At 68.2% G+C, this 25,761-nt stretch carries 25 protein-coding genes and 6 pseudogenes; 15 read left to right on the top strand and 16 right to left on the bottom strand.

Annotation, left to right across the window (positions count from 1 at the left end):
- Nucleotides 1-221: 221 nt before the first annotated feature.
- A complete protein-coding gene (locus AB0M62_RS33750; RefSeq protein WP_366078145.1) occupies nt 222-857 on the top strand; it encodes a transposase in 636 nt (211 codons plus the stop codon).
- A gap of 713 nt (nt 858-1,570) precedes the next feature.
- Here AB0M62_RS33750 and AB0M62_RS33745 read toward each other — a convergent pair.
- Nucleotides 1,571-2,155 (bottom strand): XRE family transcriptional regulator, encoded by a 585-nt coding sequence (locus AB0M62_RS33745; RefSeq protein ID WP_366078144.1) that lies wholly within the window; start codon nt 2,153-2,155, stop codon nt 1,571-1,573.
- 118 nt (nt 2,156-2,273) lie between these two features.
- Between AB0M62_RS33745 and AB0M62_RS33740 the strand changes: the two genes are divergently transcribed.
- The 3 genes and pseudogenes from AB0M62_RS33740 (at nt 2,274) to AB0M62_RS33730 (ending at nt 4,414) form a co-directional block, all read left to right on the top strand.
- A complete protein-coding gene (locus tag AB0M62_RS33740) occupies nt 2,274-3,110 on the top strand; it encodes an EamA family transporter (protein ID WP_366078143.1) in 837 nt (278 codons plus the stop codon).
- Between the two features lie 47 nt (nt 3,111-3,157).
- On the top strand, nt 3,158-3,805 hold the full coding sequence (locus AB0M62_RS33735) for an FMN-binding negative transcriptional regulator (protein WP_366078142.1): 648 nt from the start codon (nt 3,158-3,160) through the stop codon (nt 3,803-3,805).
- Between the two features lie 43 nt (nt 3,806-3,848).
- A pseudogene (locus tag AB0M62_RS33730) lies at nt 3,849-4,414 on the top strand (hypothetical protein).
- 143 nt (nt 4,415-4,557) lie between these two features.
- Here the strand turns inward: AB0M62_RS33730 and AB0M62_RS33725 are convergent.
- Nucleotides 4,558-4,875: a hypothetical protein gene (locus tag AB0M62_RS33725; protein WP_366078141.1), complete on the bottom strand. Its 318-nt coding sequence runs from the start codon at nt 4,873-4,875 to the stop codon at nt 4,558-4,560.
- Nucleotides 4,876-5,127: 252 nt separating this feature from the next.
- Nucleotides 5,128-5,937 (bottom strand): alpha/beta fold hydrolase, encoded by an 810-nt coding sequence (locus tag AB0M62_RS33720; RefSeq protein ID WP_366078140.1) that lies wholly within the window; start codon nt 5,935-5,937, stop codon nt 5,128-5,130.
- A gap of 176 nt (nt 5,938-6,113) precedes the next feature.
- Here AB0M62_RS33720 and AB0M62_RS33715 point away from each other — a divergent pair, with 176 nt between their 5' ends.
- Nucleotides 6,114-6,389, top strand: a complete 276-nt coding sequence (locus tag AB0M62_RS33715) for a transposase (protein WP_366078139.1) — start codon at nt 6,114-6,116, stop codon at nt 6,387-6,389.
- A gap of 25 nt (nt 6,390-6,414) precedes the next feature.
- Here AB0M62_RS33715 and AB0M62_RS33710 read toward each other — a convergent pair whose 3' ends face one another.
- From AB0M62_RS33710 to AB0M62_RS33700, 3 genes are all read right to left on the bottom strand, one after another.
- Complete coding sequence (locus tag AB0M62_RS33710) at nt 6,415-6,774, bottom strand: hypothetical protein (RefSeq protein WP_366078138.1); 360 nt, start codon at nt 6,772-6,774, stop codon at nt 6,415-6,417.
- Between the two features lie 121 nt (nt 6,775-6,895).
- Nucleotides 6,896-7,969, bottom strand: a complete 1,074-nt coding sequence (locus tag AB0M62_RS33705; protein WP_366078137.1) for a lipocalin-like domain-containing protein — start codon at nt 7,967-7,969, stop codon at nt 6,896-6,898.
- A gap of 77 nt (nt 7,970-8,046) precedes the next feature.
- Complete coding sequence (locus tag AB0M62_RS33700; protein WP_366078136.1) at nt 8,047-9,111, bottom strand: zinc-binding dehydrogenase; 1,065 nt, start codon at nt 9,109-9,111, stop codon at nt 8,047-8,049.
- 175 nt (nt 9,112-9,286) lie between these two features.
- Here AB0M62_RS33700 and AB0M62_RS33695 point away from each other — a divergent pair, with 175 nt between their 5' ends.
- Complete coding sequence (locus AB0M62_RS33695; protein ID WP_366078135.1) at nt 9,287-9,931, top strand: TetR/AcrR family transcriptional regulator; 645 nt, start codon at nt 9,287-9,289, stop codon at nt 9,929-9,931.
- Between the two features lie 135 nt (nt 9,932-10,066).
- Nucleotides 10,067-10,348: pseudogene (locus AB0M62_RS33690) on the top strand (hypothetical protein); the annotation flags it as partial.
- Between the two features lie 175 nt (nt 10,349-10,523).
- Here AB0M62_RS33690 and AB0M62_RS33685 read toward each other — a convergent pair.
- Nucleotides 10,524-10,859 carry a hypothetical protein gene (locus AB0M62_RS33685; protein WP_366078148.1) on the bottom strand — a complete coding sequence of 112 codons (336 nt, stop codon included), beginning with the start codon at nt 10,857-10,859 and terminating at the stop codon, nt 10,524-10,526.
- Between AB0M62_RS33685 and AB0M62_RS33680 the strand changes: the two genes are divergently transcribed.
- Nucleotides 10,846-11,739, top strand: coding sequence for a DUF3626 domain-containing protein (locus AB0M62_RS33680; RefSeq protein WP_366078134.1), 894 nt, complete (start codon nt 10,846-10,848; stop codon nt 11,737-11,739). The genes AB0M62_RS33685 and AB0M62_RS33680 overlap by 14 nt on opposite strands.
- Nucleotides 11,740-11,776: 37 nt before the next feature.
- On the opposite strand, the gene AB0M62_RS33675 is transcribed toward AB0M62_RS33680, so the two are convergent.
- From AB0M62_RS33675 to AB0M62_RS33665, 3 genes are all read right to left on the bottom strand, one after another.
- Complete coding sequence (locus AB0M62_RS33675) at nt 11,777-12,274, bottom strand: IS5 family transposase (protein ID WP_366078133.1); 498 nt, start codon at nt 12,272-12,274, stop codon at nt 11,777-11,779.
- A 121-nt stretch (nt 12,275-12,395) separates the two neighbouring features.
- The gene (locus AB0M62_RS33670; RefSeq protein WP_366078132.1) at nt 12,396-12,914 is read right to left on the bottom strand and encodes a pyridoxamine 5'-phosphate oxidase family protein; all 519 of its coding nucleotides are present in this window, start codon (nt 12,912-12,914) and stop codon (nt 12,396-12,398) included.
- A gap of 164 nt (nt 12,915-13,078) precedes the next feature.
- On the bottom strand, nt 13,079-15,463 hold the full coding sequence (locus AB0M62_RS33665; RefSeq protein WP_366078131.1) for a phosphoketolase family protein: 2,385 nt from the start codon (nt 15,461-15,463) through the stop codon (nt 13,079-13,081).
- Nucleotides 15,464-16,042: 579 nt separating this feature from the next.
- Here AB0M62_RS33665 and AB0M62_RS33660 point away from each other — a divergent pair.
- From AB0M62_RS33660 to AB0M62_RS33635, 6 genes and pseudogenes are all read left to right on the top strand, one after another.
- Nucleotides 16,043-16,196, top strand: a pseudogene (locus tag AB0M62_RS33660) (ankyrin repeat domain-containing protein); the annotation flags it as partial.
- 544 nt (nt 16,197-16,740) lie between these two features.
- Entirely contained in the window at nt 16,741-16,938 is a 198-nt protein-coding gene (locus tag AB0M62_RS33655; protein WP_366078130.1) for a hypothetical protein, read from the top strand.
- Between the two features lie 306 nt (nt 16,939-17,244).
- Complete coding sequence (locus AB0M62_RS33650) at nt 17,245-17,532, top strand: hypothetical protein (protein WP_366078129.1); 288 nt, start codon at nt 17,245-17,247, stop codon at nt 17,530-17,532.
- A 445-nt stretch (nt 17,533-17,977) separates the two neighbouring features.
- A complete protein-coding gene (locus tag AB0M62_RS33645; protein ID WP_366078128.1) occupies nt 17,978-18,646 on the top strand; it encodes a molybdopterin-dependent oxidoreductase in 669 nt (222 codons plus the stop codon).
- A complete protein-coding gene (locus AB0M62_RS33640; protein WP_366078127.1) occupies nt 18,594-19,292 on the top strand; it encodes a cytochrome b/b6 domain-containing protein in 699 nt (232 codons plus the stop codon). Before AB0M62_RS33645 ends, AB0M62_RS33640 begins: the two co-directional genes overlap by 53 nt.
- 609 nt (nt 19,293-19,901) lie before the next feature.
- The gene (locus tag AB0M62_RS33635) at nt 19,902-20,471 is read left to right on the top strand and encodes a suppressor of fused domain protein (RefSeq protein WP_366078126.1); all 570 of its coding nucleotides are present in this window, start codon (nt 19,902-19,904) and stop codon (nt 20,469-20,471) included.
- Between the two features lie 32 nt (nt 20,472-20,503).
- On the opposite strand, the gene AB0M62_RS33630 is transcribed toward AB0M62_RS33635, so the two are convergent.
- From AB0M62_RS33630 to AB0M62_RS33605, 6 genes and pseudogenes are all read right to left on the bottom strand, one after another.
- Nucleotides 20,504-20,767, bottom strand: a complete 264-nt coding sequence (locus AB0M62_RS33630; protein ID WP_366078125.1) for a transposase — start codon at nt 20,765-20,767, stop codon at nt 20,504-20,506.
- Nucleotides 20,658-22,064 (bottom strand): ISL3 family transposase, encoded by a 1,407-nt coding sequence (locus AB0M62_RS33625; RefSeq protein WP_366078147.1) that lies wholly within the window; start codon nt 22,062-22,064, stop codon nt 20,658-20,660. Before AB0M62_RS33625 ends, AB0M62_RS33630 begins: the two co-directional genes overlap by 110 nt.
- Before the next feature lie 215 nt (nt 22,065-22,279).
- Complete coding sequence (locus tag AB0M62_RS33620) at nt 22,280-22,717, bottom strand: DUF4259 domain-containing protein (protein ID WP_366078124.1); 438 nt, start codon at nt 22,715-22,717, stop codon at nt 22,280-22,282.
- Between the two features lie 54 nt (nt 22,718-22,771).
- Complete coding sequence (locus tag AB0M62_RS33615; protein ID WP_366078146.1) at nt 22,772-23,413, bottom strand: transposase; 642 nt, start codon at nt 23,411-23,413, stop codon at nt 22,772-22,774.
- A 249-nt stretch (nt 23,414-23,662) separates the two neighbouring features.
- A pseudogene (locus AB0M62_RS33610) lies at nt 23,663-23,740 on the bottom strand (hypothetical protein); the annotation flags it as partial.
- A pseudogene (locus AB0M62_RS33605) lies at nt 23,740-24,081 on the bottom strand (sigma factor); the annotation flags it as partial. The pseudogenes AB0M62_RS33610 and AB0M62_RS33605, both read right to left, overlap by 1 nt.
- Nucleotides 24,082-24,403: 322 nt before the next feature.
- On the opposite strand from AB0M62_RS33605, the pseudogene AB0M62_RS33600 reads away from it, so the two are divergent.
- Nucleotides 24,404-25,387, top strand: a pseudogene (locus AB0M62_RS33600) (IS1380 family transposase); the annotation flags it as partial.
- Between the last annotated feature and the right edge of the window lie 374 nt (nt 25,388-25,761).

Below are 25,761 nucleotides of genomic sequence, written 5' to 3'. Positions count from 1 at the left end.
GCCCAGACGCTCGGTCTGCAGCCGTAGCGTCCAGGGTGTCGGTCGGCACGGGCCCGCAGTGCTCCTTGCCGCCCTCGGGCTGGCTCACTGATAGCGTGCCGCCGCTGGCCGACACCCGCGCGGTGTGGCTCGACAGAGGCATGAAGGTGACGCAGTGACTTCAAGTCAGGGTGCCCACCGCACTCTTCTTCTTGTCTCATCGAGTGTGAGGCCAGCATCCCGTGATCCTGATCGGCATCGATCCCCACAAGTCGTCCCACACCGCCGTCGCCGTCGACGCCGCAGGCCACCGGGTGGCCCAGCGCCGGTTCGTCGTCAACGCCGGAACCTTCCGCCAGCTGATGCGCTGGTGCGAGCAGTGGCCCGAGCGCCGATTCGCCGTCGAAGGCGCCGGCGGCCTGGGCCGCTCGCTCGCCCAGCAGCTGGCCGCCGCGGGCGAGAACGTCGTCGACGTGCCCTCCACCCTTTCGGCCCGGGCCCGACTGCTGGCCACCGGCGGAGACCGCAAGACCGACGCCAAGGACGCCCTCCACGTCGCCCAGGTCGCCCTCTTCCGCCACGACCTGCGGCCCGTGGTCCAGGAAGACCAGACCACCATCCTGCGACTGCTGACCGAACGACGGGACGACCTGGTCCACGAACGCACCCGCATACTCGCTGGTGGTGGGCCTGTGCGTCGCGATCGCGCTGGCTCCGGCGCTGCAGCGCTCGGCGTGGCTCTTTCCGATGCCAGGCACTCGCAGCGACTGTCGGGAGATGGGCAAGTACGAGAGCCTCCGCACAGAGGCCTCGCTGACGAACCTCGCCGGTCGCGACGGTGCCGCCCTGGCTTACGCGCAGGACAGTCAAAGCCGTGACGCCGTTGCCGACTGCCTGGCAGCCACCACGACCCGGTGGCTGCCGCTGTATGGACTCGGGGCGGCCGTACTGGTGGGTCTGGGCGCGTGGTCCTTCGACCGTGCCCGGGCGCGGAGGGAAGCGGACCCGGCCGCCCGAAGCCCTCGTCGTCGGGGCTGAGCAGGTGGGGGCGGCTCCCCCTGGCCGCTCTATCGTGTCAAGCCGCTGGGGAAACGCGTCGTGGCGGCGTTGCGTATTACCCTGCTGGCCGCGGGGCGACGCACCGGGCGATTCATCGATACACGCCCGTCAACGGTTGCCGTCGGTTCCTCGACGTCTGTCCGCGGCTCACGCTGTCGGCTCAGGACGCTGGTGTGGGGGTGGGACAGCCGGTGGTCTGTGTGCCGACCATAAATCGAACATGTGTTGTATCCGGTCATGGCGCCAACCGCGTTCCCTGACTTCGCTGGGGGGCTGGAGGTGTAGCGCGAGGCAAGGTTCGACGTCTTCGTGCAGCTCAGCGCCGGTACGGATGACGGTAGCGGGCGCTACAGGTGTGGCGCTATCACCCGATCATGGGAGGGCCTCAGCCGCGCACGACGCTGTCGCACCGGGCGAGATCACGCCGACACCCAGCTATGGAGAGATCGGCGGCCATGCCGTCGGTCCAGCGGCGACGGACTGACCTGAGGCGGCCCGCACGCCACTGCGACCTTCGCCGACGTGATGCTGGTCAGGTGGTGGACGTTGGACCGGGCGGTAGGTGGACGGTCATGATCAGGTGGCAGGTCTCGGTGCCGGAGCCGCGGTAGGTGTGGGCGGCGTCGCCGTCGAAGGTGGCGGTCTCCCCGGCTTCGACGGGATGCTCTGTGCCGTCGACGACCAGGGTCATCCGGCCGGCGGTGACACTGACGGTTTCGACGACGCCGGCCTGGTGGGGGTGGCTGGGGTATTCCTCGCCCGGTTCGATTTTCCAGCGCCAGACCTCGACCGGGGCCGGGCCCGAGGTCGTCAGCATGAGCCGGGCCTCGCCGCCCTGCGCTCCGGTCCATAGCGGCATCACGGCGTCGGCGGTCACGACACGCACGCGACCTTCGGCCGGCCCCTCCATCAGGGCGGAGACGGAGACGCCGAGGGTGTCGGCCAGCCGGACCAGGGTGGCGAAGTTCGGGTTGCCCTGGGCTTTCTCCAACCCGACCAGGGCGCCCTTGCTGACCTTGGCGCGCCGGCCGAGTTCGTCCAGGGACAGGCCCGCGCGGGTGCGGGCCACCCTGACGTTGTGCGCGAGCGTCCGCAGGGCTGCCTCTGTCTCGGCCATCCGATCACCATCCTCGCCAGTGGACCACTTCAATGCACCGTCCGGTCGTTTGGTTGACACAGCCCGGTCGATCCGTTGTACGGTTTAGTCGTTCCATTGAAATAGTAAGGGATGTACCGTGATCGCTCTGCTGCTGGCCCTGGGCAGCTCCCTCGCCTACGGATGCGCCGACTTCCTCGGCGGCCTCGGCGCCCGTAAGGCTCATGTGCTGCGCACCGTGATGATCGCGGCCCCGGCCTCGCTCGCGGTCGAGCTGCTGCTGTGGCCGTTCCTCGGCGCCTCGTTCAGCGTCGGCGTCCTGGGGTGGGGCGCCGCGTCCGGTGTCGCCTCGGCCGCCGCGTTCGCCCTGCTCTACCGCACCCTGGCGATCGGCCCGATGAACGTGCTCTCGCCCATCACCGCGCTGGTGTCCGCCATGCTGCCGGTCGGTGTGGGCCTTCTGCAGGGCGAGCACCTGGGCGCCGCCGGACTGATCGGGCTGCCGCTCGCGCTGGCCGCGGTGGTGATGGTCAGCGCCGGACACGGCGCCGGGTCGGCGCGCCCGTCGCGTACCGCGCTGCTGCTGGCCCTCGGAGCGGGCGCCGCCATCGCCTTGCAGCTGATCTGCCTGCACCAGGCGCCGTCCGACAGCGGGGTTGCTCCGCTGATCGTGGGCCGGGCAGTCTCCTCGGCCGTCACCCTGGCCACGGCCGGACTGATGTACCGCAAGCTGGGCTCCGAGCGGCCTGCCTACGCAATGTCGGCTGCCGCCGGCGTGCTGGACTCGGTGGCGAACCTGCTGTTCCTGCTCGCCGCCCGCAGCGGGGACCTCGCCGTCGTCGCCGTGATCACCGCCCTCTACCCGGCCGGCACCGTCCTGCTCGCCCGCACCGTGCTCGCCGAACGCATCCACCGCGGCCAGCTCGTCGGCCTGGGCACCGCCGCCGTCGCCGTCAGCCTCCTCGCCCTCACCTGAGCCACACCCCCAGCCCCTCCCCTCCGCCACCGCGCATGGAGCACAGCATGTTCATCCAGCCCTGGGACGCCAGCCTGGACGAAGCCGAATGGCAGACCTGGATCGCCGGCGGCCGCGACTTCGGCATCCTCAGCGTCAACGGCCTGCCCGACCACGCACCCGTCGCCCTCCCCACCCACTTCACCAGCGACACCGGCCACCTCCTGGTCCACCTCGCCCGCCCCAACCCGGCCTGGAAGGCGATCGAGCACGACCCGAACGTCCTGCTCACCGTCTTCGGCGACTACGCCTTCATCCCCGGCCCCTGGCGCGCCAAGCCCGGCACGCCGCCCACCGACGGCGTCCCCACCAGCTACTACACGGCTGTCCAGTTCACCTGCCGCGCCCACATCGTCGACGACCCCGAGGACAAAGCCGAGCTGCTGCGCCGCCAGCTCGCCCACTTCCAGCCCGACGGCGACCACGCCCCCGTCACCGTCGACCAGCCCCCCTACGGCCGGATGCTGCCCGGCATCCGCGGCCTGCGCCTGGAAGTCACCGAAGTGGTGGCGAAGTTCAAGTACGACGACCACAAGCCCGTCGAGCACCGCACCGCCGTCGCCGACCAGCTCACCGCACGCGGTCAGGGCCTCGACGTTCCAACCTCCCTCCAGCAGCGCCGCCGCCTGGACCGCATCGGCCCCTGGAAGTCCTGACCCCACCACCCGCCCGCCGTACGCAGGAAGGGAAACCCCGCCCATGACCCTCTTCCGCATCGCCCCCGCCATCGCGGACGCCTTCCCCGACACCCTCATCGCCCTGGTCACCGCCACCGGCCTGCGTGGCCGTGAACCCTGGCCGCACACCACCGCCGCCGTGGAGGACCTGGAGCAGCAGGTCGCCGACGGCACCTGGCAGCCCGCCGACGAGACCGACCCCCGTATCGAGGCGTGGCACACCGCCTACCGCTCCTTCGGCACCAACCCCCGCCGCCTCCGCCCCAGCGTCGACGCGCTCGGCCGCCGCTTCGCGAAGAAGCCCCGCTCGGCGAACCCGACACCGTCGAGAACCCCAAGCCCGGCGAGATCATCTACGCGGACACCACCGGCGTCCTGACCCGCCACTGGAACCACCGCGACGCCCACCGCACCCGCGTGACCGAGGACTCCACACACGTGGCCTTCGTCCTCGAAACCCTCCACGCCACCCGTGACGGCCACCTCCTCAAGACCGCAGCGGAGGAGTTGCAGGGGCTGCTTGCCCTTCACGCCGAACAGACCGCCGTGTATTATCTCAGCCCGGCACAGTCCCAGGTCACCGTCTGAGGACCTTCACCGCCCCCTGGGCCCCGGTGTCGCGCCAGGAAAGCCCCCGCAGATCCCGTGAACTTCTCCGGACAGCCGTGACACGCAGGCTCACGTGCGCTGGTTCAGGGCTCTTGTCGCTCGCGGTTGGCGGCGCGGGCGGCCTACAGTTCTTCGGTCCGTTCGTCGAGTTGGCCTCGTGTGGCGGCGAGTTCCTGGTTGAGCATCGCGATGCGTTGCTGGAGCTGGTCGATGTCGGCCGCCGCCCCGAGGCCGGATTCGGTCCAGGCGGTCTCGCCGAGCATTGCAGAAAGGCGCTTCTCCAGTTGTCGCACTCTGGATGACAGGCGTTTGGTGCGCTCCAGGGCGTTGGCCAGGTCGGTCTGCGTGGAGGTGGCTTTCGGGGAGAGGAGAGCCAGGTTGCGGCGCCGGTCTGCGAAGCGGCGGCGGTAGCCGGCACAGGTCGGGTCCTGGTCGAGCATGTACGCCGCCGCGTGGCCCAGCGCCAGGGGGAGCAGCCCAGGTCGGCAGCGACGCCCTCGACATCGTCGGCAAGTTCCGCCGGCAACAGCCCGGTCAGATAGGCGATCGCTTCCTGCTCGATGAATACCCCTACCTCCACAAGCTGTCGGCCGCTCTGCCCACCAACCGCGACACGTTCGGGAGACCCTCGACCTGTCCGACGACACCTTTGCACCGACCGGCAGGGCCGGCATCCGGCCGCCGGGCGTTCCTCAGCCCCGGGCCTGGACTTCCTGCCAGAAGGCGTCGACCCGTGAGTTGAAGGTGTCGGGGACCTCCTGGAAGGGCTGATGGGCCTCGCCGGGCAGCACCTCGAACCGCGCACCCGGGATCCTCTCGGCAACCGCGCGCCCGAGGCGCGGCGGCGTGGCGATGTCCAGTTCACCGGCCAGTACCAGTGTCGGCGCGGTGATCTCAGCCAGGCGGTCGAGCGTGTCATGTGTCCTGAACGGTGCGAGCTGGCGCTGGAATGCCTCGACGGACTGCGGATGCGGGAAGGCCAGCGTCTCCTCGATGATCCGATCAACCGTGCCGTCGGCGTGCGCCCGCGGAGTGTAGATCCACAGCAGGAACGCCTCCAGCATCGCGCGCTCGTTCGGTGCTCGCTCGGCCATCCAGTGCCAGAAGTCCGTCATGGAGCGGAAGTAGGCGTCGGGACGGGCCCAGGTGCTCATGAGGACGAGGCTGCGGACGAGCCGGGGATGGTTGAGCGCCAGCTCCTGCGCGATGCGGCTGCCTCCCGAGAAGCCCACGACATGCGCGGCCCGGATGTCCATCGCGCGCAGCACCGCGGCCGCGTCCTCCGCCATCCCGGGCACCGACAGAGGTCCCTCGGGCAGCGGCGTGCGACCGGTGCCGCGGTTGTCGTAGGCGGTGAGGCGGTAGCGGTCGGCGAGCCCGTCGAGCTGTGCCTGCCACGCCTCGGCGGGGTCGCTGAGCCCCGCGATGAGCAGGATGTCAGGTCCCTCGCCTCGGCGCTCGACCCAGATCCCGCCGACGTCGGTTTCGATCGTTTCGCCCATGCCCGGCCTCCTGGAGCGGTTTCCGTGGAGAACCCCACGCCCCCCGGACTCACACCGTCCCACAGGTTTCAGACGGCGGCTTGTGCTGCGGCGGTCTGAGCAGCCTGTGCCCTCTCTGTCCCGGATGGCGCCCCATTCCACCCGGCGTGATGCTGAAGAGACGGGAGACGACCATCATGAACGAGACGTACCCTCGCGGCGCGGATACGGCATCGCGCGGGCCGATCAGCGGGGAACGGCACGGGAAGCGCGGCGATCCCGGGGTCAACGGGATCATCCACCGGCTCAGCAGCGGCTGCCAGTGTCGCAAGCTGCCCGAACGCTTCAGCCCATGGCTGACCGTCCACAAGCGGCACATGCTGTGGTCGGCCCATGGCACCTTGGAACGGCTCCTCCAGGCCGTCGCCGATGCTTCGAGCAAGGCGCGTCGGGGCCAGGCGGAATTCGTGTGACGGCCACCGGAAGTTCGCTCACCCGTCACGGGCGGTCGGCGTCGACGGCGCGGTAGCGCACCCCGCAGACGAAGACTCCCGTTCCGGCCCGCTCGCAAACGACATACGGGACGGTCCCACGCTCTCGGGCGGCGGGCGTGCCATCGCGAGGCGAGCACCAAGGCATTGTGGCTTCCCCTGCCAACAGGGCCTCGATCGTCCGCGCCTGCGGATTCCGTGCGGCCGGATGGTGTTCGTAGGCCGCGGCTCCGAGGGCGCGCGCAATGGCCATGCCGAGCAGATTGATCTCCGTCGGCTGCTCCGGCGTGACCGACTCCGGAGTCGGCTCGAGGCGGATGCCCTCATTGGGAACGTCGATCACACGGGCGGCGTAGCGGTCGGGCATGGGCCGTCGTCTCCTTGGATGCGGAGGCTCCGTTGCGGGGTACGTTCATCGCCCGCTGGGCCGGAAGGATCAATTGCCGGAACGACGGAAGCGCGCGGACGCCCGTCGACCGGGGCCAGTTTCAGTGCTTGCCGAAGTACATGAGTTCCCACAGGGCCGGTGCGCTCGCGCTGTCGCCGTCCTCGTCGTGTGTGAGGCGCTCGACGGTGACCTGGCCGGTGAAGCGCAGGTAGGCGCCGTTGAATCCGGCGAGTTGGGCCAGGATTCGTTTGGGACCCTTAAGGGATTCGATCATGCGGTCCTGCACGATGGTGTTTTCGCGGCGGAAGGTGACCCGGAAGTGTTCGCCGCCCTCGGCAGTGGCGTCGTAGTCGTACATGAGGGTGTTCGCGACCGGCTTCCCGGTGGCCGGGTCGGGTCGTTCGTCGTACTTGGTGAAGCGCACCAAGTTGCCCTGGTCAGCGAGGATCTTGCCGTCCTTGGCGAGCATGAAGATGGGGATCTCGGCGGAGCCGTATTTCTTCGCGGCGGTGATGTATGAGGTGATCACGGTGTAGTCGCCTGCCTCGGCGCGTGCCCAGTACCAGTGGTGCATGAGGCGGGTCATCTCCGCGTCGCCCCAGTTGTGGTCGTGGTAGCCGGTGCCTGTGCGGGTCTCGGTGGCGCCGTCGATGGTGAGGGTTGCTTCGACGCGGCCCTGGGGGACGGAGGGCAGCCACGCGAAGTACTTCTGCTTCTCCTCGCCGAATACGACGTGGCCGGTCTCCGGCCTCCAGGGGGGAACCTGCCCGGTGAGGGTGACATCGGCGACGACCCCGTCGACGTCCGCGTGGATGCGGTAGGTGTGCAGGTCGCCGGAGATGCGGTTGCGGCCGATGCGGACGTCGCACCGGTCGGTGGCGAAGTCGTGGTCGTCAGGATGCGTCGGTGAGGTCCGTTCGCTGTGAGTGCCGTCCGGCCGGTCGAGCTCGATGGTGACCACTGGCGCCGGCGGCTGGTTGACGCCCTTGCCGACCCGGAAGTCCTTGGCCATGAAGTTGATCACCAGGGTGGACCCGTCGTCGAGTACGAAGTCGAAGTACCACCACTCGAAGGTTCCGGGGCCGCCGGGACGGGAGCGGAAGCCGTCCTCCCAGGGTGCGATGTCACCCCTGGCGATCCCCAGACGCTGGTATTCGGCCGCTCGATCGGCCATGCGGCACACTTTGGGACGGGACATCGTCCTTGCCTCACTTCCCTCGAGTCATGCGTTGCGCCCACGGTCAGAACCGCTCATCCGATGTCGACGATGACCTTCCCCTTCGCACGTCCGCGCTCGACGTACTCCTGCGCGCCGGCGATGTCGGAGAGCGGATAGGTCCGGTCGATGACGGCCTTCACCTTGCCCTCGCCGGCCAGCCCGGCCAGCATCTCCAGAGCCGCCCGGTCCGGTTCGAAGAGGGCCCATCCGTAGCTGCGACGCCGGCACGCCTGAACCAGCCGCCGGCTCAGGAATGTCGCGGCAGCCTGGACACCGCCGCGGAGCAGTCCCTTCTCATCGACCAGGCGCATCAGGGGGTGGACGAGAGTGCCGTAACCGGCACCGGGCCCCCTCCGCAGAATGGAGAGCATCTCCTTCTCCTCTGCCTGGTCGGCGAGGCAGACCGCGAAGTCGATGGCGTTCAGGTGCTGGGTGAAGTCCTGCGTCCGGTAGTTGATCACCTTGTCGGCGCCCAGCTCACGGCAGAGTTCCATGCCTGCCGGCCCCGCCGTCGTGGCGACGTATGCGCCAAGCGCCTTGCACACCTGCAGGGTGACAACGCCGGTGCCGCCGGTGCCGCCCTGCAGAAACACCCGCTTCCCCGCCGCAGTCTCAGGCCGGAGCCCCGCGGCGCGCAGTGCGGCCCACGCGGACAGGAACGCATAAGGGAGCGCGGCGGCCTCTGCGTAGGACAGAACATCGGGCTTGCGGATGACCTGGTCGGCTTTGACGACGCAGTACTCGGCGTAAGTGCCCTGCCTCGACGGCTCTTTGGCGCCGAAGACGGCCTCGCCCGCAGCGAGGCCAGTTACGCCGTGCCCGACCGCCACGATGTCCCCGGACACGTCGTTGCCCAAGGTGAGCGGGAAACCGGCGGGGCCCCGGAGCTTCATCAGCTTCTGGCCGTAGCCACCACGTCTGCGGCAGTCGATCGGATTGACCGAGGTGGCCCGTTGGCGGACGAGGACTTCCCCTTCGCCGGGGGCGGGTGTCGGTGAGTTTTCTATGACCTCGAAGACGTCCTGAGCTGCGCCGAACCGGCCGATCTGAGCGGCCCGCATGTGCCTGGGAGTCGTGGGTGCGGTACTGGAAGGCATAACGGATACGCTAGCACCGAAAACTTATTTATGGCTACGCCGTACTCGTAATGCTGAGCTTCGAGGAGAGTGAGGCACACCCGTGGCCCCAGAGCCGTCAGCTGTTCCTGGCAGCCCCGCCTGGTGGGCGAGCCGCCCCCCGGCCCCGTCTACGGGCCGGCGCGGGCGACCGCCCGTGGACGTCGGCCGGATCATCGATACGGCGCTGAAGCTCGTCGACGAGGTCGGGGTACAGGCACTGACCCTGCGGATGCTGGCCGACGCCCTGGAATCGGGCACCGCGACGCTCTACCGGCACTTCGCGGGCAAGGACGAACTCCTCGCCCATGTGGTGGACCGGATCCTCGGCGAGGTCAAGGTCACCCCCGAGTCGGTCGAGGGGCTGTCCTGGCGGGAAGCCGTCGAGGTCGGGGCGCAGGCCTTCTACGACACACTGCGTCGGCACCCCAACGCCCTCCCCTTGCTGGTAGCTCAGGTACCCGTCGGGCCGAACGGCCTGGCCAATCGTGAGCGGATCCTGCGGCTCCTCCAGGGATTCGGCTTTCCGGTCGCCCTGGCCGCCCGCGCCTTCACCGCGATCGGCCACTACGTCGTCGGTTTCGCCATCCAGCAACACGGCCCCGGCTCCCCCAGCTCCGAGGACCAATCACACCTTCGTGACTACTACCGGGCCCTCGACCCGAACACCTACCCGGCCACCGCCGCCGCCGCCGACGACCTGACCAATGTGCCGCTCCCGGAGGAGTTCCGGTTCGGCCTGCGCCTCCTGCTCGACGGCCTCGAGCGGACCAGGCAAGCCGACGGCGAGACACAAGCGTGAGACAGCCCAGGGACAAACAAACGCAGTCCTCAAATGGTTGACCGCAACAGCGTTCCGGCTCTGATTGATCCCGCTACCTTCCCCCATTACCTTCTTGGTGGCCCCGCAATGGGGCGCCCGGCCTCCTGAGTCGGCATGATCGGCATGACTTTCTCCTCCTGTCGAACGCATGGCCTGGGGGGTGGTGTCACCGGCTCCGGAAGCATCGACAGACCGCCGGCGGGAACTGGCCCAGCACGAAGAGAACGGTCAGGTCGCATGAGGCCACACGCCACCGAAGCCGCCAGCGCTGCCCGCCGCCGCCAGACGCAACGGAAACTGACGCAGGTCGAAACGGCGACCAGCCAGCTCCATCGCGAGCGCGGCCGGCTGACCGTCCGGGCCATCGCCGAGCGAGCCGGCGTGTCCGTCACCTTCTGCTACGAAAACACCGACGCCCGATCCCTCGTGAAGAACGCAGCCGCCGACAGCCGCAGCCGCAGCCGCCACGATCGGGAAGGCCAGGAGGGGCACGAGCGGATCAAAGCCGCCTGGGTCGACCAGATGGTCCCCGGCGAATCCGTTCAACGGCTTGTCACGGACAACACCACACTCAAGCACCGAGTCCACAGTCCACCAGCTCACCCAAGAACACCGGAAACTGCAGGAACGGCTGGAGGGAGCCCGGTCCAACCTCCGCTTCATCGACAGACGCGTCGCCGACCTCGAAGCCCAGCTCCTCGAACAGAACACACCGCAGCAGCCCCATGACCTGATTGCCGGGACGCAGGACCGAAGCAACAACGGTTCGCGTTCCAGGTGACAAGCGCGCGACATCCGCGCTGGTGCGTGCCTGACCATGTCCCCGTCGGTCGGTCGGGTGAGCGGAGGCAGCCCAGATGCGACAGTAGATCGCACCAAGGCACACTGCGCGGATGAGCGTTGACACGTCCCAGTCCCCGCAAGAGCGAGCTCTCCGCCATGTCGCAGCTCTGTCATCAGGGAGTGCGCTCGACTCCCGGCTACATGTGACGCTGAACTTCCATCCTGATCGTTTGATGGGCGACCGACAGACGCTCCTCCAGCTGGCGGACGACGGCATCTACCACTCGCAGTTCGTCACCGGAACGAGCAACGGGGGGCTGACGGCCCATCCCGGAGGGGACCGTTGGCGGTGGGAAAGCCGAATATTCGCCGGTGCCTATGACAGCGCAGCTGCCTACGAGCGCCCGGTCTACGGCGCGCTGAACTTCCGTAGTAAGCCGGTCGGCGCGGCGCCGCGATTCGGGTCCGCCCACTTCAGGCTGACCGCCGCAGCCCTTCCACGAACCACGTTCTGCTACCCGGACAGCTTCCTCGAACCTTCGGACTTCGGCGTTGCGTCACGCATGGCGCTGATCGAACTGGCCGAGGCCGATGACCAGGACGACCTGGACGACTACATCGAGGCCCAGGTGCACGGGCCCGTCAGGCTCGACCGCGACATCGAGGCACTGGTCCTGGATCCGAGCTACCGCCGCACGGCCGTGGAATCTGCCGCTCAGCGGCTCCCGTGCCCCATTGAATGGCACGCCGGATTCCGCCTCACCCCTGAGGAGCTACGACGCCACCCGGACTACCGCGGGCCCGAGTACGTTGAGCTGGGCGCCGAGATTGCAGTGGACGGCCAGCTCGATCCTCGAATCATCGGCGACGCCGCTCGCACAGGCCGCTACGACCCGCAGGCGCTCAAGGCGGTCTGGCATTGCCTGGCACGTTTCGGCTCGCCGAACAACAGCCAGCCGATGTACGAGGGCAGCCTGGTTTATCCGGAGCTACCGGAGCTGTGAGCAGGGCTGCGGGAGCCCGAGGCTGCCTGGCGGCCATCTACGTGACGCATCGCCCCAGGCCAGAGACTGATGCCGCTTGCAGGGTCGGTAAACTGGGCTGCATCCGCGAGTGGATCGCCGAGACCGGCGAGGGCCCGAGCATCGTCCGGCTCGGTGACGATCCCGCCGGGCGGTTCCTTTTGAAGGTCCCCCTTTTCCTCGCTCCTGCGGCGTGCTGGTGGGCCCGGCAGACGGTGGAGTCGACGTTGAGGTCCCAGGTGATCAGATCCTTCGCCTCCGCCCGGGCCTGGAGCCGGGTGAAGATCCGCTGCCAGGTGCCATCCCTCTGCCAGCGGCGGAACAGGTCGTAGACCCGGCCCCACGGCCCGTACTGCCCGGGCACATCCCGCCAGGGGATGCCGGTGCGGACCCGGAACCGTATGCCGTCGATCAGCTGCCGCCGGGTCCATATCGGCGGCCGGCCCGGCTGTTTGCCTTTCGGCAGCAGCGGCTCCAGCACAGCCCACTGCTCGTCCGTCAGATCTCCACGTGCCACGAACCAAAATCATTTCACATCAAGATCACGAGGTCGCCGTCGAGACCAGCACCGACCGCATCGCGGGCGACCCCACCAAGTGGCCGGCCACTCGCCCTTCCTAAACCACGGCCTGATGCGGTCACTTGGCGGTGAGCTTCGCGACGTCGGGGGCGTAGACGGTCATCCAGTGCGGGCGCAGCCGGTAGAAGACCACGCCGGTGGTCCAGTCGAAGGCGTCGTCGCCGTAGAAGTCCTTGAAGTACGCGAGCAGGTCCGGCCAGTCCGAGGCCGGCTCGCCTTCCTCGGGGTTGAGGATCTCCACAGTGCCGTGCGTGAACACGCCCAGGTCCTCGCCGCGCATGTGCGCGACGCTGGTGGCGGGGCGGGCGGCGAGGTGGCGGGCCTTGGCGGCGCTGCGCGCCGTGCCGAAGTACCACTTGCCGTGCAGGAAATGCCCGTCCACGCCGCTGATCCGCGGCTCGCCCTTCGCCGTCACGGTGGACAGGGCGAGCGTGCACATGCCGGTCAGGATCTGGGTGAGCTGCTCCGCGGTCAGGGTGCGCTCGGTGATGATCGAGCGGAGGTGAGCGGTGGAGCGGGACAGGGAGGCGTCGAGCATGGCCTGGAGCTCGTTGAGTTCTTCGGGCGTTTCACGCATCGGACCACTGTAGCCAGGGCCGGACCACCCTCGGCATCGGAGGCGACAGCGGCTCCAGCCGCGACCCACTGGTCGTCCAAAGAGCGCCTGCGCACTCCCCGTCGCGGACGAGCAGAGCCGCGCGGTCGGCGTCGTACGGGCCCGTTGGGCTGCAGCTCGGCTGATCACCCGTCCCAGGCCCAGTCGGCGATCTCGGGCATGTCGGTGCCGTGTTCGCGGATCCAGGCATGGTGGCGTGTGCGGGCGTCCGCCATGGTCTGCCGTACGCCCACCGCGCGTACGCCGAGTCCGGGGGTGCGGTCGATGACGTCCATCACGAGGCGGTAGCGGTCGAGGTCGTTGCGCACGACCATGTCGAACGGTGTGGTGGTGGTTCCCATCTCCTTGTAGCCGCGTACGTGCAGGTGGGCGTGGCCGGCGCGGCGGTAGGCGAGCCGGTGGATCAGCCACGGGTAGCCGTGGTACGCGAAGATCACCGGCTTGTCGGTGGTGAACAGGGCGTCGTACTCGGAGTCGGCCATGCCGTGGGGGTGCTCCTCGTGAGGCAGGAGCCGTGCCAGGTCGACGACATTGACGACGCGTACGGCGAGGCCGGGCAGATGGCTGCGAAGCAGGCCGGCTGCGGCGAGTACCTCCTGGGTGGGGACATCACCCGCGCAGGCCAGCACGACATCGGGCTCACGGCCGGCGTCCTCGGTGCCCGCCCATTCCCAGACTCCGGCGCCGCGCGCGCAGTGGAGGCGTGCCTCCTCGAGCGAAAGCCAGTCGAAGCAGGGCTGTTTACCGGCGACGATCACGTTGACGTAGTCGCGGCTGCGCAGCGCGTGGTCGGCGACGGACAGCAGAGTGTTGGCGTCCGGAGGCAGGTAAACCCGTACGACTTCGGGGCTCTTGTTCAGGACATGGTCGACGAAGCCGGGGTCCTGGTGGGAGAAGCCGTTGTGGTCCTGGCGCCACACATGCGAGGTCAGCAGGTAGTTGAGGGAGGCGACCGGCGCGCGCCAGGGCAGGGACCGGGACGTCTTGAGCCACTTGATGTGCTGGTTGACCATCGAGTCGACGATGTGTACGAACGCTTCGTAGCAGGAGAACAGCCCGTGCCGGCCGGTGAGGAGATAGCCCTCCAGCCACCCCTGGCAGGTGTGCTCCGACAGTATCTCCATCACCCGGCCATGCCGGTCCAGATGCTCGTCGGTGTGCAGAGTCTGCGCCTGCCAGGCCTTGCCGCTCGCTTCGTACACCGCCTGGAGGCGGTTCGACGCTGTCTCGTCCGGTCCGACGAGCCGGAAGTCGCGGCGGTCGGCGGTGGCTGCCATGACGCTTGCCAGCAGGTCGCCCAGGACCCGGGTGGGTTCGTGCAGAGTTGCGCCAGGCTTGTCAACGGGTACAGCGAACCGTTCGAGCGGCGCGATGGGCAGCTCTCGCAGGAGCAGGCCGCCGTTGGCGTGCGGGGTCGCGCCGAGCCGGCGGCCGCCTTCCGGCACCCAGGCCAGCACATGGGGCCGGGGCCGGCCGTGCTCGTCGAACAGCTCCTCGGGGCGGTACGAGCGCAGCCAGTCCTCCAGCTGCGCGAGGTGGGCGGGATTGTCACGCACTCCGGCGAGCGGGACCTGGTGCGCGCGCCAGGTGCCTTCGACCGGCAGGCCGTCGACCTCGGCTGGGCCGGTCCAGCCCTTCGGAGTACGCAGGACGATCACGGGCCAGCGCGGACGTACGGTCGTGCCGCCGGTGCGCGCATCCCGCTGAATCTGCGCAATGTGGTCAAGTGCGGTGTCCATCGCGGCCGCCATGGCCCGGTGCACCTGGCGGGGGTCGTCGCCGGCAACGTGCAGGGGCTCGTGGCCGTATCCGCGCAGCAGCTCGTCGAGTTCCGCCTCGGGGAGCCTGGCGAGCACCGTCGGGTTGGCGATTTTGTAGCCGTTGAGGTGCAGGACCGGCAGAACGGCGCCGTCATGCACCGGGTCGAGGAACTTGTTGGAGTGCCACGAGGCGGCGAGCGGCCCGGTCTCGGCTTCGCCGTCACCGATAACACAGGTGACCAGCAGCTCCGGGTTGTCGAGCGCGGCACCATAGGCGTGCGACAGCGCGTAGCCCAGTTCGCCGCCTTCATGGATGGACCCGGGTGTCTCGGGTGCGACGTGGCTGGGCACGCCGCCGGGGAAGGAGAACTGCCGGAACAGCCGCTCCATGCCGGCTTCGTCCCGGCTCACATCGGGGTAGGTCTCGCTGTAGCTGCCCTCCAGCCAGGCGTTGGCGAGCACGGCGGGACCGCCGTGGCCCGGGCCCCAGATGCACAGCGCGGAGACACCTCGCTGCCTGATGACCCGGTTCATGTGCGTGTGCACGAGGTTGAGCCCCGGGGAGGTGCCCCAGTGCCCCAAGAGCCGCGGCTTGATGTGCTTGGGCTCCAGGGGCTGCTTGAGCAGCGGATTGCCCATGAGGTAGATCTGCCCGGCGGAAAGGTAGTTGGCGGCCCTCCAGTGGGCGTCGAGCGCGGTGAGCTCTTCATCGGTCAGCGCGGAGCGGTCCTGGCGCTTGGACTTGCGCATGCTTCCTCCGTCTTGTGAGTACGGGACATCGCTGATATCGACCAAGGTGCGGTACCAATGCAATCCAGCAGCGGAAGCGGATGCCGGCGGATCCTCGCTCCGAGCGCGGCCCGGTAGCTGGGTACGTAGGGGAAACAACTTTCCGGGCACACCACGACGAAAATCCGGTCCGGCGAGTCATCGCGGCAGCCGCAGACAAGCCGCAGGCGAGCGGCATCGTGTCTGAGGCAGGCACGGTCCGGCGAGCAGACACGCACTTGAGCATGAAAGTCGCGGAGCATGCCACTCCTCAGGCGCTCCACCGGTTTCGGCCACGGCACCTCGTGAGCAGCTCACCTCCCTGTCCTGCAAGACGTTCGGCAGCGACCCGCCGTGAGGTGACCAGGCGACCTGCTGCACTCAGCGGAATACATAGCGAGCCAGTTCGTGCCCGCCGCGTCATGGAAAGCCCAGTCGTTCGAAGGCAGCACTCCGATGCGTCCACTCCCGACCAAGCGCACTTCCATCGCTCCCACCGCCCTTCACCGCCATGTTCGTCGAGTAGCAATCTCTACGCACGGTGACACAGCTGGACTGAGCCGCGGTCGCTGACCCGGTCGGGCCAGCGACCGCGGCCAGACGCCTCTCGCAGGGGCATCTTCAGGCGGAGCGCGAGGTCGTCCGCGCCCTTCTCGCGGGCGGCACCGACCCGACGGCCGGCACACCGTCCACCGTCGACACGGCGCGGATGTTCTGCAAACCCGGGCTGCCGGAGCTGGCCCCCCTGTGTGGCGTCAGGCCGGGCCGACGACACACCCCGGCCCTGCCCCTTGATTCGTTAGCCGGCGAGGCCGCCGGATGGCACGCACCCCACGAAAAGGGCCCCGGCTCGCTCTCGAGGTCCGTCGGCGCCGACGCCTTCGACGAGGCGGCGCCCCGGGGAACGGAGGGGCCTGCGGGGACCGCCAGACACCCGCCCGTGCCAGTGAGAAGCAGGATCACAGTGCAGAGTCGGCTGATGCGCATGTCCTCACCCTGGCGCGGCACGCCACCGAGTGGCGGATGCAGCGCTGAACGATCACTCACACGGGTCGGCATGCCCACACACAAAAGTCGTTCGAACATACGTACTACTGAGTGGTGGCTGAACAGTACGACTTCCCCGACGATCTCCAGGCCGCACAGCTGCAGCTGCATCAGACGTACGCGCGCTACACAGCCCTCTGCAGGACCCTACCCTGGGTCGGCGACCGGAGCCGGGCTGGACTTCGGGCAAGCACATGCTGAGTGACCGGACCGTGTCGTTCCCGGACAGCCCCGGCTACACCGCCGAGCAGGCAGCGGAGGTGGAGCGGCTTCGCAGGCACCTGCGCGCGCTGTCGATCACGGTGACCACGCATCCGTACTGGTCGGCACTCTCGGGCGAGATGGTGGTGGAGGCCCGGATGGCGCTGAAGCACGTCCACGAGCGGACCGACGCGGACAAGGCTACGTAGTCGCCGTGGATAGGATCCCTGACCAGCCGGACCGGGGGCCAGGCTGCTGAGCGTCGACGCCTTCGACCGTCCACCCGATATGAACCGGCTGCGGATCATCGAACGGTGGCTGGAGCTGTCCCTGGAGCGGGTGCGGGCGCGCATCGGCGAAGCCGAACTGCAAGAAGCCCACCGACGGACCGCCGTGAACCTTCCACCACCGCTGGAATGGAAACTGGAGACTCAGCGGACACCCACCGGGCCGCGGCCCTTCGTCGTGCACTGCGCAGCCGTTCCCTGCGGGCCGCGAGCTGGTTGAGGGTGTACGTGGCGAAGACGCTTGCCAGCGCGACGTCGGGCACGATCAGCGCGATGGGTTCGCGGACAGCCAGCCGCACTTGGGCCCGGGAAGGGAAACATTGTGGACGCTCATGCCCCTTCGCGCTCCCTGAGGGACAGTTCGCCGCGCAATCGCTGCTGCACCTGCCCGCCCTGGCCTCCGTCGACGTCAGCATCACCGGCGGCTCGGGCGACTACCGCACCGCTCAGGGCTTCATCCGCACGGTCCCCGCGGGTGAGACGGAGCGTCACTTCACCGTCCACATGCAGCGCTGACGACCACGACGGATCGCGCCGGCATACCGGACCTGCCGGCCCCGGTACTGCAGCTCTCGGCGCTTCCAGGCCCGCGAAGTGCGGCCCATGTGCCCCTTTCGACTGTGAGCAATTCGTCACCGTCTTGACTGGTCACGAATTGGCGTGTCAGCATGCCAACACCAGTTGAACAGGTGACGCACAGCTGCTGAGGAGTGGGCCCGAGAACCCCGCCGCACGCTGCCGGAGCCGGCCGCTTGCAGACGCCGCCGGCCCAACGCACCGGCCAGCACTGCCTTTCGCCCCCTCCCCGACACCTCTGACGATACCTCTGACGACCCCCGTGCGCCCCACCCGCAGCAAGGCCCGGGTGGGGGCGCCACGATCGTCGCGACACAAAGGAATGGTGACCATGACAGGGCAGCCGAAACGTACGGCTGGCGGTGCACCAGTAGGACGCCGGGCCATGCTCGGCATGTTCGCCGCGGGAGCCGCGGGGCTTGTCGGCGCTCCCTACCTGCAGAACGGCTGGGAGGGGTTTCTCGCTGCCTCCTCCCAGGCCGACCCGACCGGACTCACCGGTTTGCTGCCCAACCCGGGGGGCTTCCGGTACTTCAGCGTCGTCAGCTCGGTACCGCGCAAGGACTCGACGAACTACGAGTTGCGCGTCGACGGTCTAGTCGACCAGCCGAGGGCCTACACACTCGCGGACCTGCGCGCACTTCCACAGACCCGGGTCGTAGCCGACGTCGTGTGCACCGATGGGTGGCGCGTGGACGACACGCCGTTCAGCGGCGTGAAGCTGGCAGACCTGCTCGACGCCGCCGGCGTGCGCTCGGAGGGATCGGCCGTCCACTTCACCTGCTTCGACGGCGCCTACACCGAGAGCCTCACCCTCGAACAAGCACGCCGCTCGGACGTGCTGGTCGCCCTGGACATGCAGGACAAGCCGATCACTCACGCCCACGGCGGCCCGGTCCGGCTGTACGTGGCCCCGATGTATTTCTACAAGTCGGCCAAATGGCTGTCAGGGATCTCGGTCACCAGCGAGGTGATACCCGGTTACTGGGAGGAGCGCGGATATGACGTCGACGGTTGGCTCGAAGGGGCCGACAGGGGCAAGGCCGCGGCCTGAGCCACCCGGGAGGATCCGGCGGTTCAGCCGTGCCGAGCGGCTGGTGCACCGTGCCACCGGGTGGCTCATGCTGGTCTGCCTGGCGACGGCTGCATGTCTCTACCTCGGGCCGCTCGCCCAGTTGGTCGGGCAGCGCTATCTGATGGCCACCCTTCACAAGTGGTCGGGCATCCTCCTGCCAGCTCCCCTCTTGCTCGGCCTCTTTTCGTCGACGCTCCGTGCGGACCTCCGCCGGCTCAACCGCTTCGCGGTGTACGACAGGCAATGGCTGCGCGCAGCGCGCAAGCGGGTGAAATCACCCGGCGCACGACCGGCCGGCAAGTTCAACGCGGGCCAGAAGATCTACGCGGGCTGGATCGCCGGGGCGGTGCTGGTCATGATGTTCACCGGGCTGCTGATGTGGCTCATGGGGCTCCTGCCGTTCATCTCCCGTACCAGCGCGATCTTCATCCACGACGTCGTCGCCTGGGCGATCACGTTCGTCGTCGTCGCACACATCCGGAAGGCCTACGGCGATCCCGAGGCCTTGAGGGGGATGCGCACCGGATACGTCGACCGCGCATGGGCAGCCCGGCACCACTCGAAGTGGCTTGCAGAGGACAGCAACGAGGGCGACGGCGCCCAGCACGGGAATCACGAACGCTGACCGTGTCGGCGGCGTCCCGGGAGCTTCCTCTCCCCGTTGCGCGGGAAGCGGCGGCCCGGCTCCGGGGGCACGCCTTCACGGTTGAGGCCGCCCACCCCTACGGCACTGTCTAGGGGTCGTCGCAACACGCGGTTGGTTGTTCAGGCCGCGAGTAGTTTATGGAGGCGCTCGGCTGGGGCTTTCCTAGTCAAGCGTTTTGCGTGGCCGGCCGTTGAGTTCGGCGGCGACGGCGTAGAGGTGGTCGCGGGTGCGGACCGCAGGGTCGGTGCCCAGTCGGTGCCTCTGTGTTTGTCAAGCCCCTCGTCTTGGCCCGCACCACAAACCTCATGGCTTTACGACCGTCTCACTGGACTTGAGTCCTCCTCGCCATCGGGCCGCCCCTGCTCATGGTCACGGCGGCGTCCCGGTACGGCCATCCTCACCGTCCGAAAGGGCGAGCCGACTGGTGGGGGCGGCCGGCACAAACGGGCGAGACAGACCGCACCGGTTTCGATTGTCGTCTATTCACGGGATGCGGTTCTGGCGCAGCTTCTGTGGACCTGTTTCGGAGCGTTATTGGTGACGGCCCCCGGTGGCCTGCGCCGCTGAGCAATCGTGCAGGCTGGGCACATGGCCAGTCGCGTAGAGAAGTACCTCGCCCATCTTGATCGACTTTCCGGCGGAAGAGAGCCGCAGTTCTTCCCGGTCGAGTCGACCAAACAGGGGCTGCGGGGCGTGACGGAGATCGTGTACGACGACCTGTCGGACGGGCTTCTCACGACGCTCACCTACGGCTTGTCGCTGGCAGAACATCCGGACTGGCAGCACGGCTCGCCTGAACTCTGCCTCAGCGTGAACTCGACCAACGTGATCTGGGCCCACGCGGTGGGCTTCCTCGCCGAGCAGCTCCGTGGCACCTGCCCATTCAGCTACGGCAGCACCATCAACTTCGGCGAGCGAATCGTGCCCGAGTCAGAGATGACGGCATTCTGCGTGTTCGCGCCGTTGGTCCTCGACAGAGACGACTACCTGGGCATCGACGTGGGCATTCCGGGACACGAGGGTCACGACGTGATCAACATCCAAGGGATGTTCCCCATCCACGAGGTGGAGCGGCAGTTCATCAACGAGCACGGGCTTGAAGCCTTTTGGAAGAGCGATTGGGAGCCCACTGACGTGCTGCGTCGCCCCGCAATCTGATCTGGGAGGGCGGCTGCCCTGGTCTGGATGGCTCATCCGATGGACACATCAGGCGAGCAGGACTCGTTTCGCAGGAGTGCGAAGCCAGCTCGGCCGAACTTCTGGCGCTTGAGCATCTTGATGCGGTTGACATGACCTTCGACGACACCCGAGTTCCAGGGAAGAGTGAGGCCGGCGATGACGGCGTCACGGTCGCGGTCGATTCCCGCGGCGAGGGTGTGGAGGCTGGGGAGGGCTTCCTGCCTGACGGCGTCGAGCCAGTCCGGCAGTCGCTCGCCCTGGCGCTCGGTGAGCATGGTCGCGAAGGATCGGACGTGCCTGGTGAGGGCGTCGATCCGGGGCAGTTGGCCCGGACGTTCTGCAGATGGAGGTGTTCGGCCTCGGAGAGGGTTTCCGGGCGGCGGAGGACCCATGCGGCGACGGCAGCCGGGCTGTCACGGGCTGTGGCGAGGTGCGTTTCTGGCGGAGGTAGGCGCGAACGCGCTGGTAGCTGCCCTGGTAGCCGAGCGGCACGATCTCTTCCCATAATTTCCAGGCGTTGGTGCAGCCTTCGTTCCAGCGGTCGTCGAGGTAGGCCTTGTACTCGTCGAGGACCGAGGTCCGGGTCTGCCATTGACCGGTGAAGAGGTCTTCCGGCTTGGCGGCGTCCGCGTACCGTTTGACGGTTCGACTCGTCATTCCGAGCTGCCGCTGGATCGCGCGGCGGCTGTGCCCTGCCTCCACCAGGGCATGGACCGTGGCATGCGTGGTCCGGGTTCGGTCGGCGAACCGGTGGCCAGTCGGCCATGGCGAGGCCGGACGACTCCTCTGCGGGGTTGGGCTCCGTCTCGGTTGTTTCAGGTGTCTCGGGTACCAGGACGCGCAGGCATCGGCGGTGCTGGGCGATGCTCCGCTCGGCGGCGTCGCTGAGGTTGTGCCAGAGGTGCCACCGATCCGCGAAACCTGCACGGCCTGCGGGGCGCCGGCGGTGGCGCCCTCGGCGAAGAACGGTGCACGGTCCCGACACACAACCTCGATTCCGGGTCGCTGAGCCAGCCACGCGGCCAGACTCGATGACTCCCGGTCGGGCAGCAGGTCGACGGGTCGGCGGGTTTCGACATCCACGAGGACGGTCCCGTAGTGGCGGCCCTTGCGGGTGGCGTACTCGTCGACGCCGACCACCCGTGGAGCGGGCACCTCCGGCTCGGGAAGTGCGTCGACCAGCCGCAGGAGCGTGCTGCGGCTGACCGGTGCACCGACGATGTCGGCCAGGCGGGCGCCGGCCCGGCCCGCGAGGGCGAGACCGATCGCGGCCAGGGTCGAGCGGAGCCGCTCAGTCCGCTGGCCGTACCTTCGGGTCAGGCCGGGTATCTGCTCGACGAACGTGCGACGTCCACACTCGGCGTTCCGGCAGGTGAACCGGCGGCCCCGCAGCTGGAGTACGACGTTTCGTCCCCCACACGGAACATCAGCGGGAAACCGCAGGTAGGAGCCGTGAACCTGGGCGGACCACGCTCCGCAGCCCGGACACGAGGCTCCTGCGGCGGTGCACCGCACATCAACACGCACTATCGCGATGTTCACGTCGACCGACAGCACCGCGACATCCGCCATCGACGGGAACAACAACGCCTCCAGCCGGAACAAGATCTCATTCACAGCCCCGAACTGTCGGCCCAGCCACTCTTACCACTGCTCGTTTTGAGGCAACTTCCCAAGGTGCCGCCAGGAGTTCGGTCGTCACTCACAGTGCACGGATCACACAACCTGAGCCAGAACCATTTTTGGCTCTGGCTCAACTTCTGTGGCGCGTGACTGTGGGTGACCGGTTAGATGCCGAAGAGGGCATCCTCTTGTGGCGGGATCAGAGGGTCAAGGACGTCGCGAAGGCGGGTGATGTCCTGGCGCCACTTCGGGCCGTTCGCAGCTTCGGCCCACAGCTCGGCGAGTTCAGACAGCTCGGAGACCACTTGGTCCAGAGCGTCGATGGCGAGCATTCGAAGGTCTGCGGGCAGCTCCGGTAGCGGCTCTGATGGGCCGTAGTTCGAACACGCCGGCTCGCCGTCAGGGTGCTGTGCGACAACCAGGGCGGCCGCGGCCACTGCTCGCTCGCCGTCGGAGGTATCCAGGTGGTCAGCAGGGTCGGCGGCGCGTTTGAGCACGCCGCGGATCATGGATTCGCGTTCTTCCAATGCCGCCTCGTCCAGGTCACCCCCGAAGTCGGCGGCGGTGTCGTTGTCGAAGGGGCCGATGTCCCAGGTGCCCATATCTCTCCTCACGTGGCCGTCTGGGGATCGTCGCACTGGCCACCGACAGTGAGGTCAGGAGGCAAGCAGTACCCGCTTGTGCAGGAGCTTGAAGCCAGCGCGTCCGTACATCTGCCGTTTGATCATTTTGATGCGGTTGACGTGGCCTTCCACGACGCCTGAACTCCAGGGCAGGCTCAGACCGGCGGTGACGGCCGCGAGGTCGCGTTCGAGGCCGTTGATGAAGGTGTGCATGCTGGGCAGGTCGTCGGCCCGGACCGCCGCGATCCACTCGGGGAGCCGTTCTCCCTGGAGCTGGGTGATCATCTGCCCGAAGGAACGGACGTGCCCGGCAAGGGCGTCCAGCTCGGGGCAGTGGGCCAGAACGGACTTGAGCTTCAGCCGCTCCTTCTCCGCAAGGGCGTCCGGGTGGGTCAGGATCCAACCGGCGACAGTCCTGGGCGATGGCGGCCGACCTTCCGGCACTGTGTCCCGGAAGGGACGAAGGTAAGCACGGACGGCACCGTATCCACCGGCGTATCCGTGGCTCTGGATCTCCTTCCAGAGGGTCCAGGCGTTCGTGCAGCCCTCGGCCCACCGCTCGTGCAAGTACGGCTTGAAGTCGTCGAGCTTCGTCCTGCGGTTCTGCCACTGTCCCTGGAAGAGATCTTCTGGGATTGCTGCGTCGGCCAGGCGCTGCACGGTTCGGTAGGTCATCCGAAGTTCACGGGCGACAGCCCGACGACTGTGCCCTTTGCCCAGCATTCCGTGGACGATCGCGTGCTTCTCGCGGGTTCGGTCGGCGAACCGGTGCCCAGTCGGCCAGGGCGACGCGCCGACTTCAGGTACCGGTGGCGTGGTGACGCCCTCGGAGTCGGGCAAGGCGAATGGCACTCGCAGACAGGACCGATGGCGCGACACGCATCGCTCGGCGGCTTCGCCGAGGTTGCGCCAGAGATGGAAGCGGTCTGCGACCTGCACCGCAGTGGGTGCCCCGGTGCTGGCGCCTTCGGCGAAGAAGGGGGCACGGTCGCGGCAGACCACTTCAATCCCGGGGCACTCTGAGCGCCCGCCTCCGGGTCGGTGCTCGTGTCAATGGGCTCGGGCAGCCACGGACCGATGTAGGTTTCGCGGCGCACACGGGCAGATTGAGTCATATTGATGGCCAGCCAGGTGGTGGCACTCGACAGAAATGCCACGGGACCTGACCACTGTCGAGCGATCAGCCCTCTCCAACGCAGCCACACTTCCTGAACCACATCTTCGGCCTCGACTGCGCTTCCGAGCACGCGGTACGCGATGCCGAACAGACGTGGACGGAGCTCCACGAAGACAGAAACAGCCTGGTCCAGAGAACTTCCCGTGGGGGACGTCTCGAGGTGCATGTTTCTGATGACTCCGTTCATCCGGTGTTGCTGCTGTCGAGCGGCGCGATCATGCGGCTGCGGCGGGATGGCCCGCTCCGACAGTCGGCTCCTGGACAGCGCGTCCCGGCCGTCACGTGCTCGAGGGGTGGCTGCCCGGCTCCCGCAAGGGCTGTGGTCGCTGAAAGCCACGGCTGCCCAAAAATGCGTCTGCTCCATTGACCGGGATCACCCACATGCTGTGACAGGTTTGCCGTTTTGTTGCCGATGTCCTGAGCGGAGTCGCCGCGGGTCGTGCAGGGTGTCATCCCGCCCTCACCAATCTCCGCGGAAGGTGGCAAACGACACCCTCGCCGCGGTCGGACCGAAGGCGCTGACCGCGATCCGGACCGCTCGGGCCGAAGTGCGTGAGCGGGTCCGGAAGTTGGCCGGGACGTCGTCGCCGGACGCTGCGGGTCAGGTGATCGTGGACCTGGACGGGGTGCTGGTGCTGGCCCACTCGGCACCGGCGAGCCGGTGGCCGCGCTGCTGCGGCCCGGGAACGCGGGCAGCAACACCGCCGCCGATCACATCTCCGCCACCCGACTCGCCCCGGACACAGCTGCCGAAACATCACCGGCGCGGGCGGCAGACACTGATCCGCACCGACTCCGGCGGCCGCACCCACGAGTTCGTCGCGTGGCTCGCGAAGCCGGGCCGGTGGCTGTCGTACTCGGTCGAGATGACCATCACCGATGCCATTCATCAGGCGGTCCTGAAGGTCCCCGTCCCGGCCTGGACACCCGCCATCGAACCAGACGGTGAGATCCGCGACGGCGCCTGGGTCGCCGAGCTCGACGGTGACGTACTCAAGGGCTGGCCCAAGGGGATGCGGCTGATCGTCCGCAAGGAACGCCCCCACCCCGGCGCCCAGTTGCGCTTCACCGACGCCGACGGCCTGCGGCTTACCGCGTTCGCCACCAACACCACAGGCGTCCCGATCGCCGCACTCGAACTGCGGCATCGCCAGCGAGCACGGGCCGAGGACCGTATCCGGGCTGCCCGCGCCACCGGCCTGCGCAACCTGCCCCTACACGAAACCGCACAGAACCAGATCTGGCTGGAGATCGTCCAGCTCGCCCTGCTCGCCTGGATGCCGATGCTTGCCCTGACCGGCAAGCCCCGGCTCTGGGAGCCCCGCCGCCTGCGACTGCGGCTGTTCTCCGCCGCAGCCCAGCTCGTCACCACCGCCCGCCGCCGGCACCTGAGATTCGCCTGCCACTGGGCCTGGACAGACGTGATCACAGGCGCGATTAAGCGCCTCGACGCCCTCCCGAACCCCGGCTGACCAGCAGCAACCGCCCGTCCCAACGACCCCGAACCGCCCACCGGAACCGTGGAACCCGGCGCCCGACCGACGCGACAGCCGGGCCACCGGCCCGACAAGCCGAAACGCACCGCCATAAGATCCGACGGTCCGTCACGAATCCACTTTCGACACACGCCCTAGTCCGAGGGATACGCACGGCGTTCAGTCACCACATAGTCAATACAGCCCCGCAACGGCATCCGCTACGAGATCACGGAAGCGAGCATCGCGCGTACCGGACAGTTGGGGGGAATACCCTACCGAACACCTCCTAATGACGTTGTCAAGCCGCGACTGTGACAGGGAGTTCGCGTTGGAAGCACCGTCCGTCACGGATCAATGCCCACAGAACG

The sequence above is a fragment of the Streptomyces sp. NPDC051219 genome (assembly GCF_040682335.1).
Classification (GTDB): Bacteria; Actinomycetota; Actinomycetes; order Streptomycetales; family Streptomycetaceae; genus Streptomyces.
Note: the sequence above shows the minus strand (reverse complement) of the source record. Positions and strands in the feature narration are given on the sequence as shown.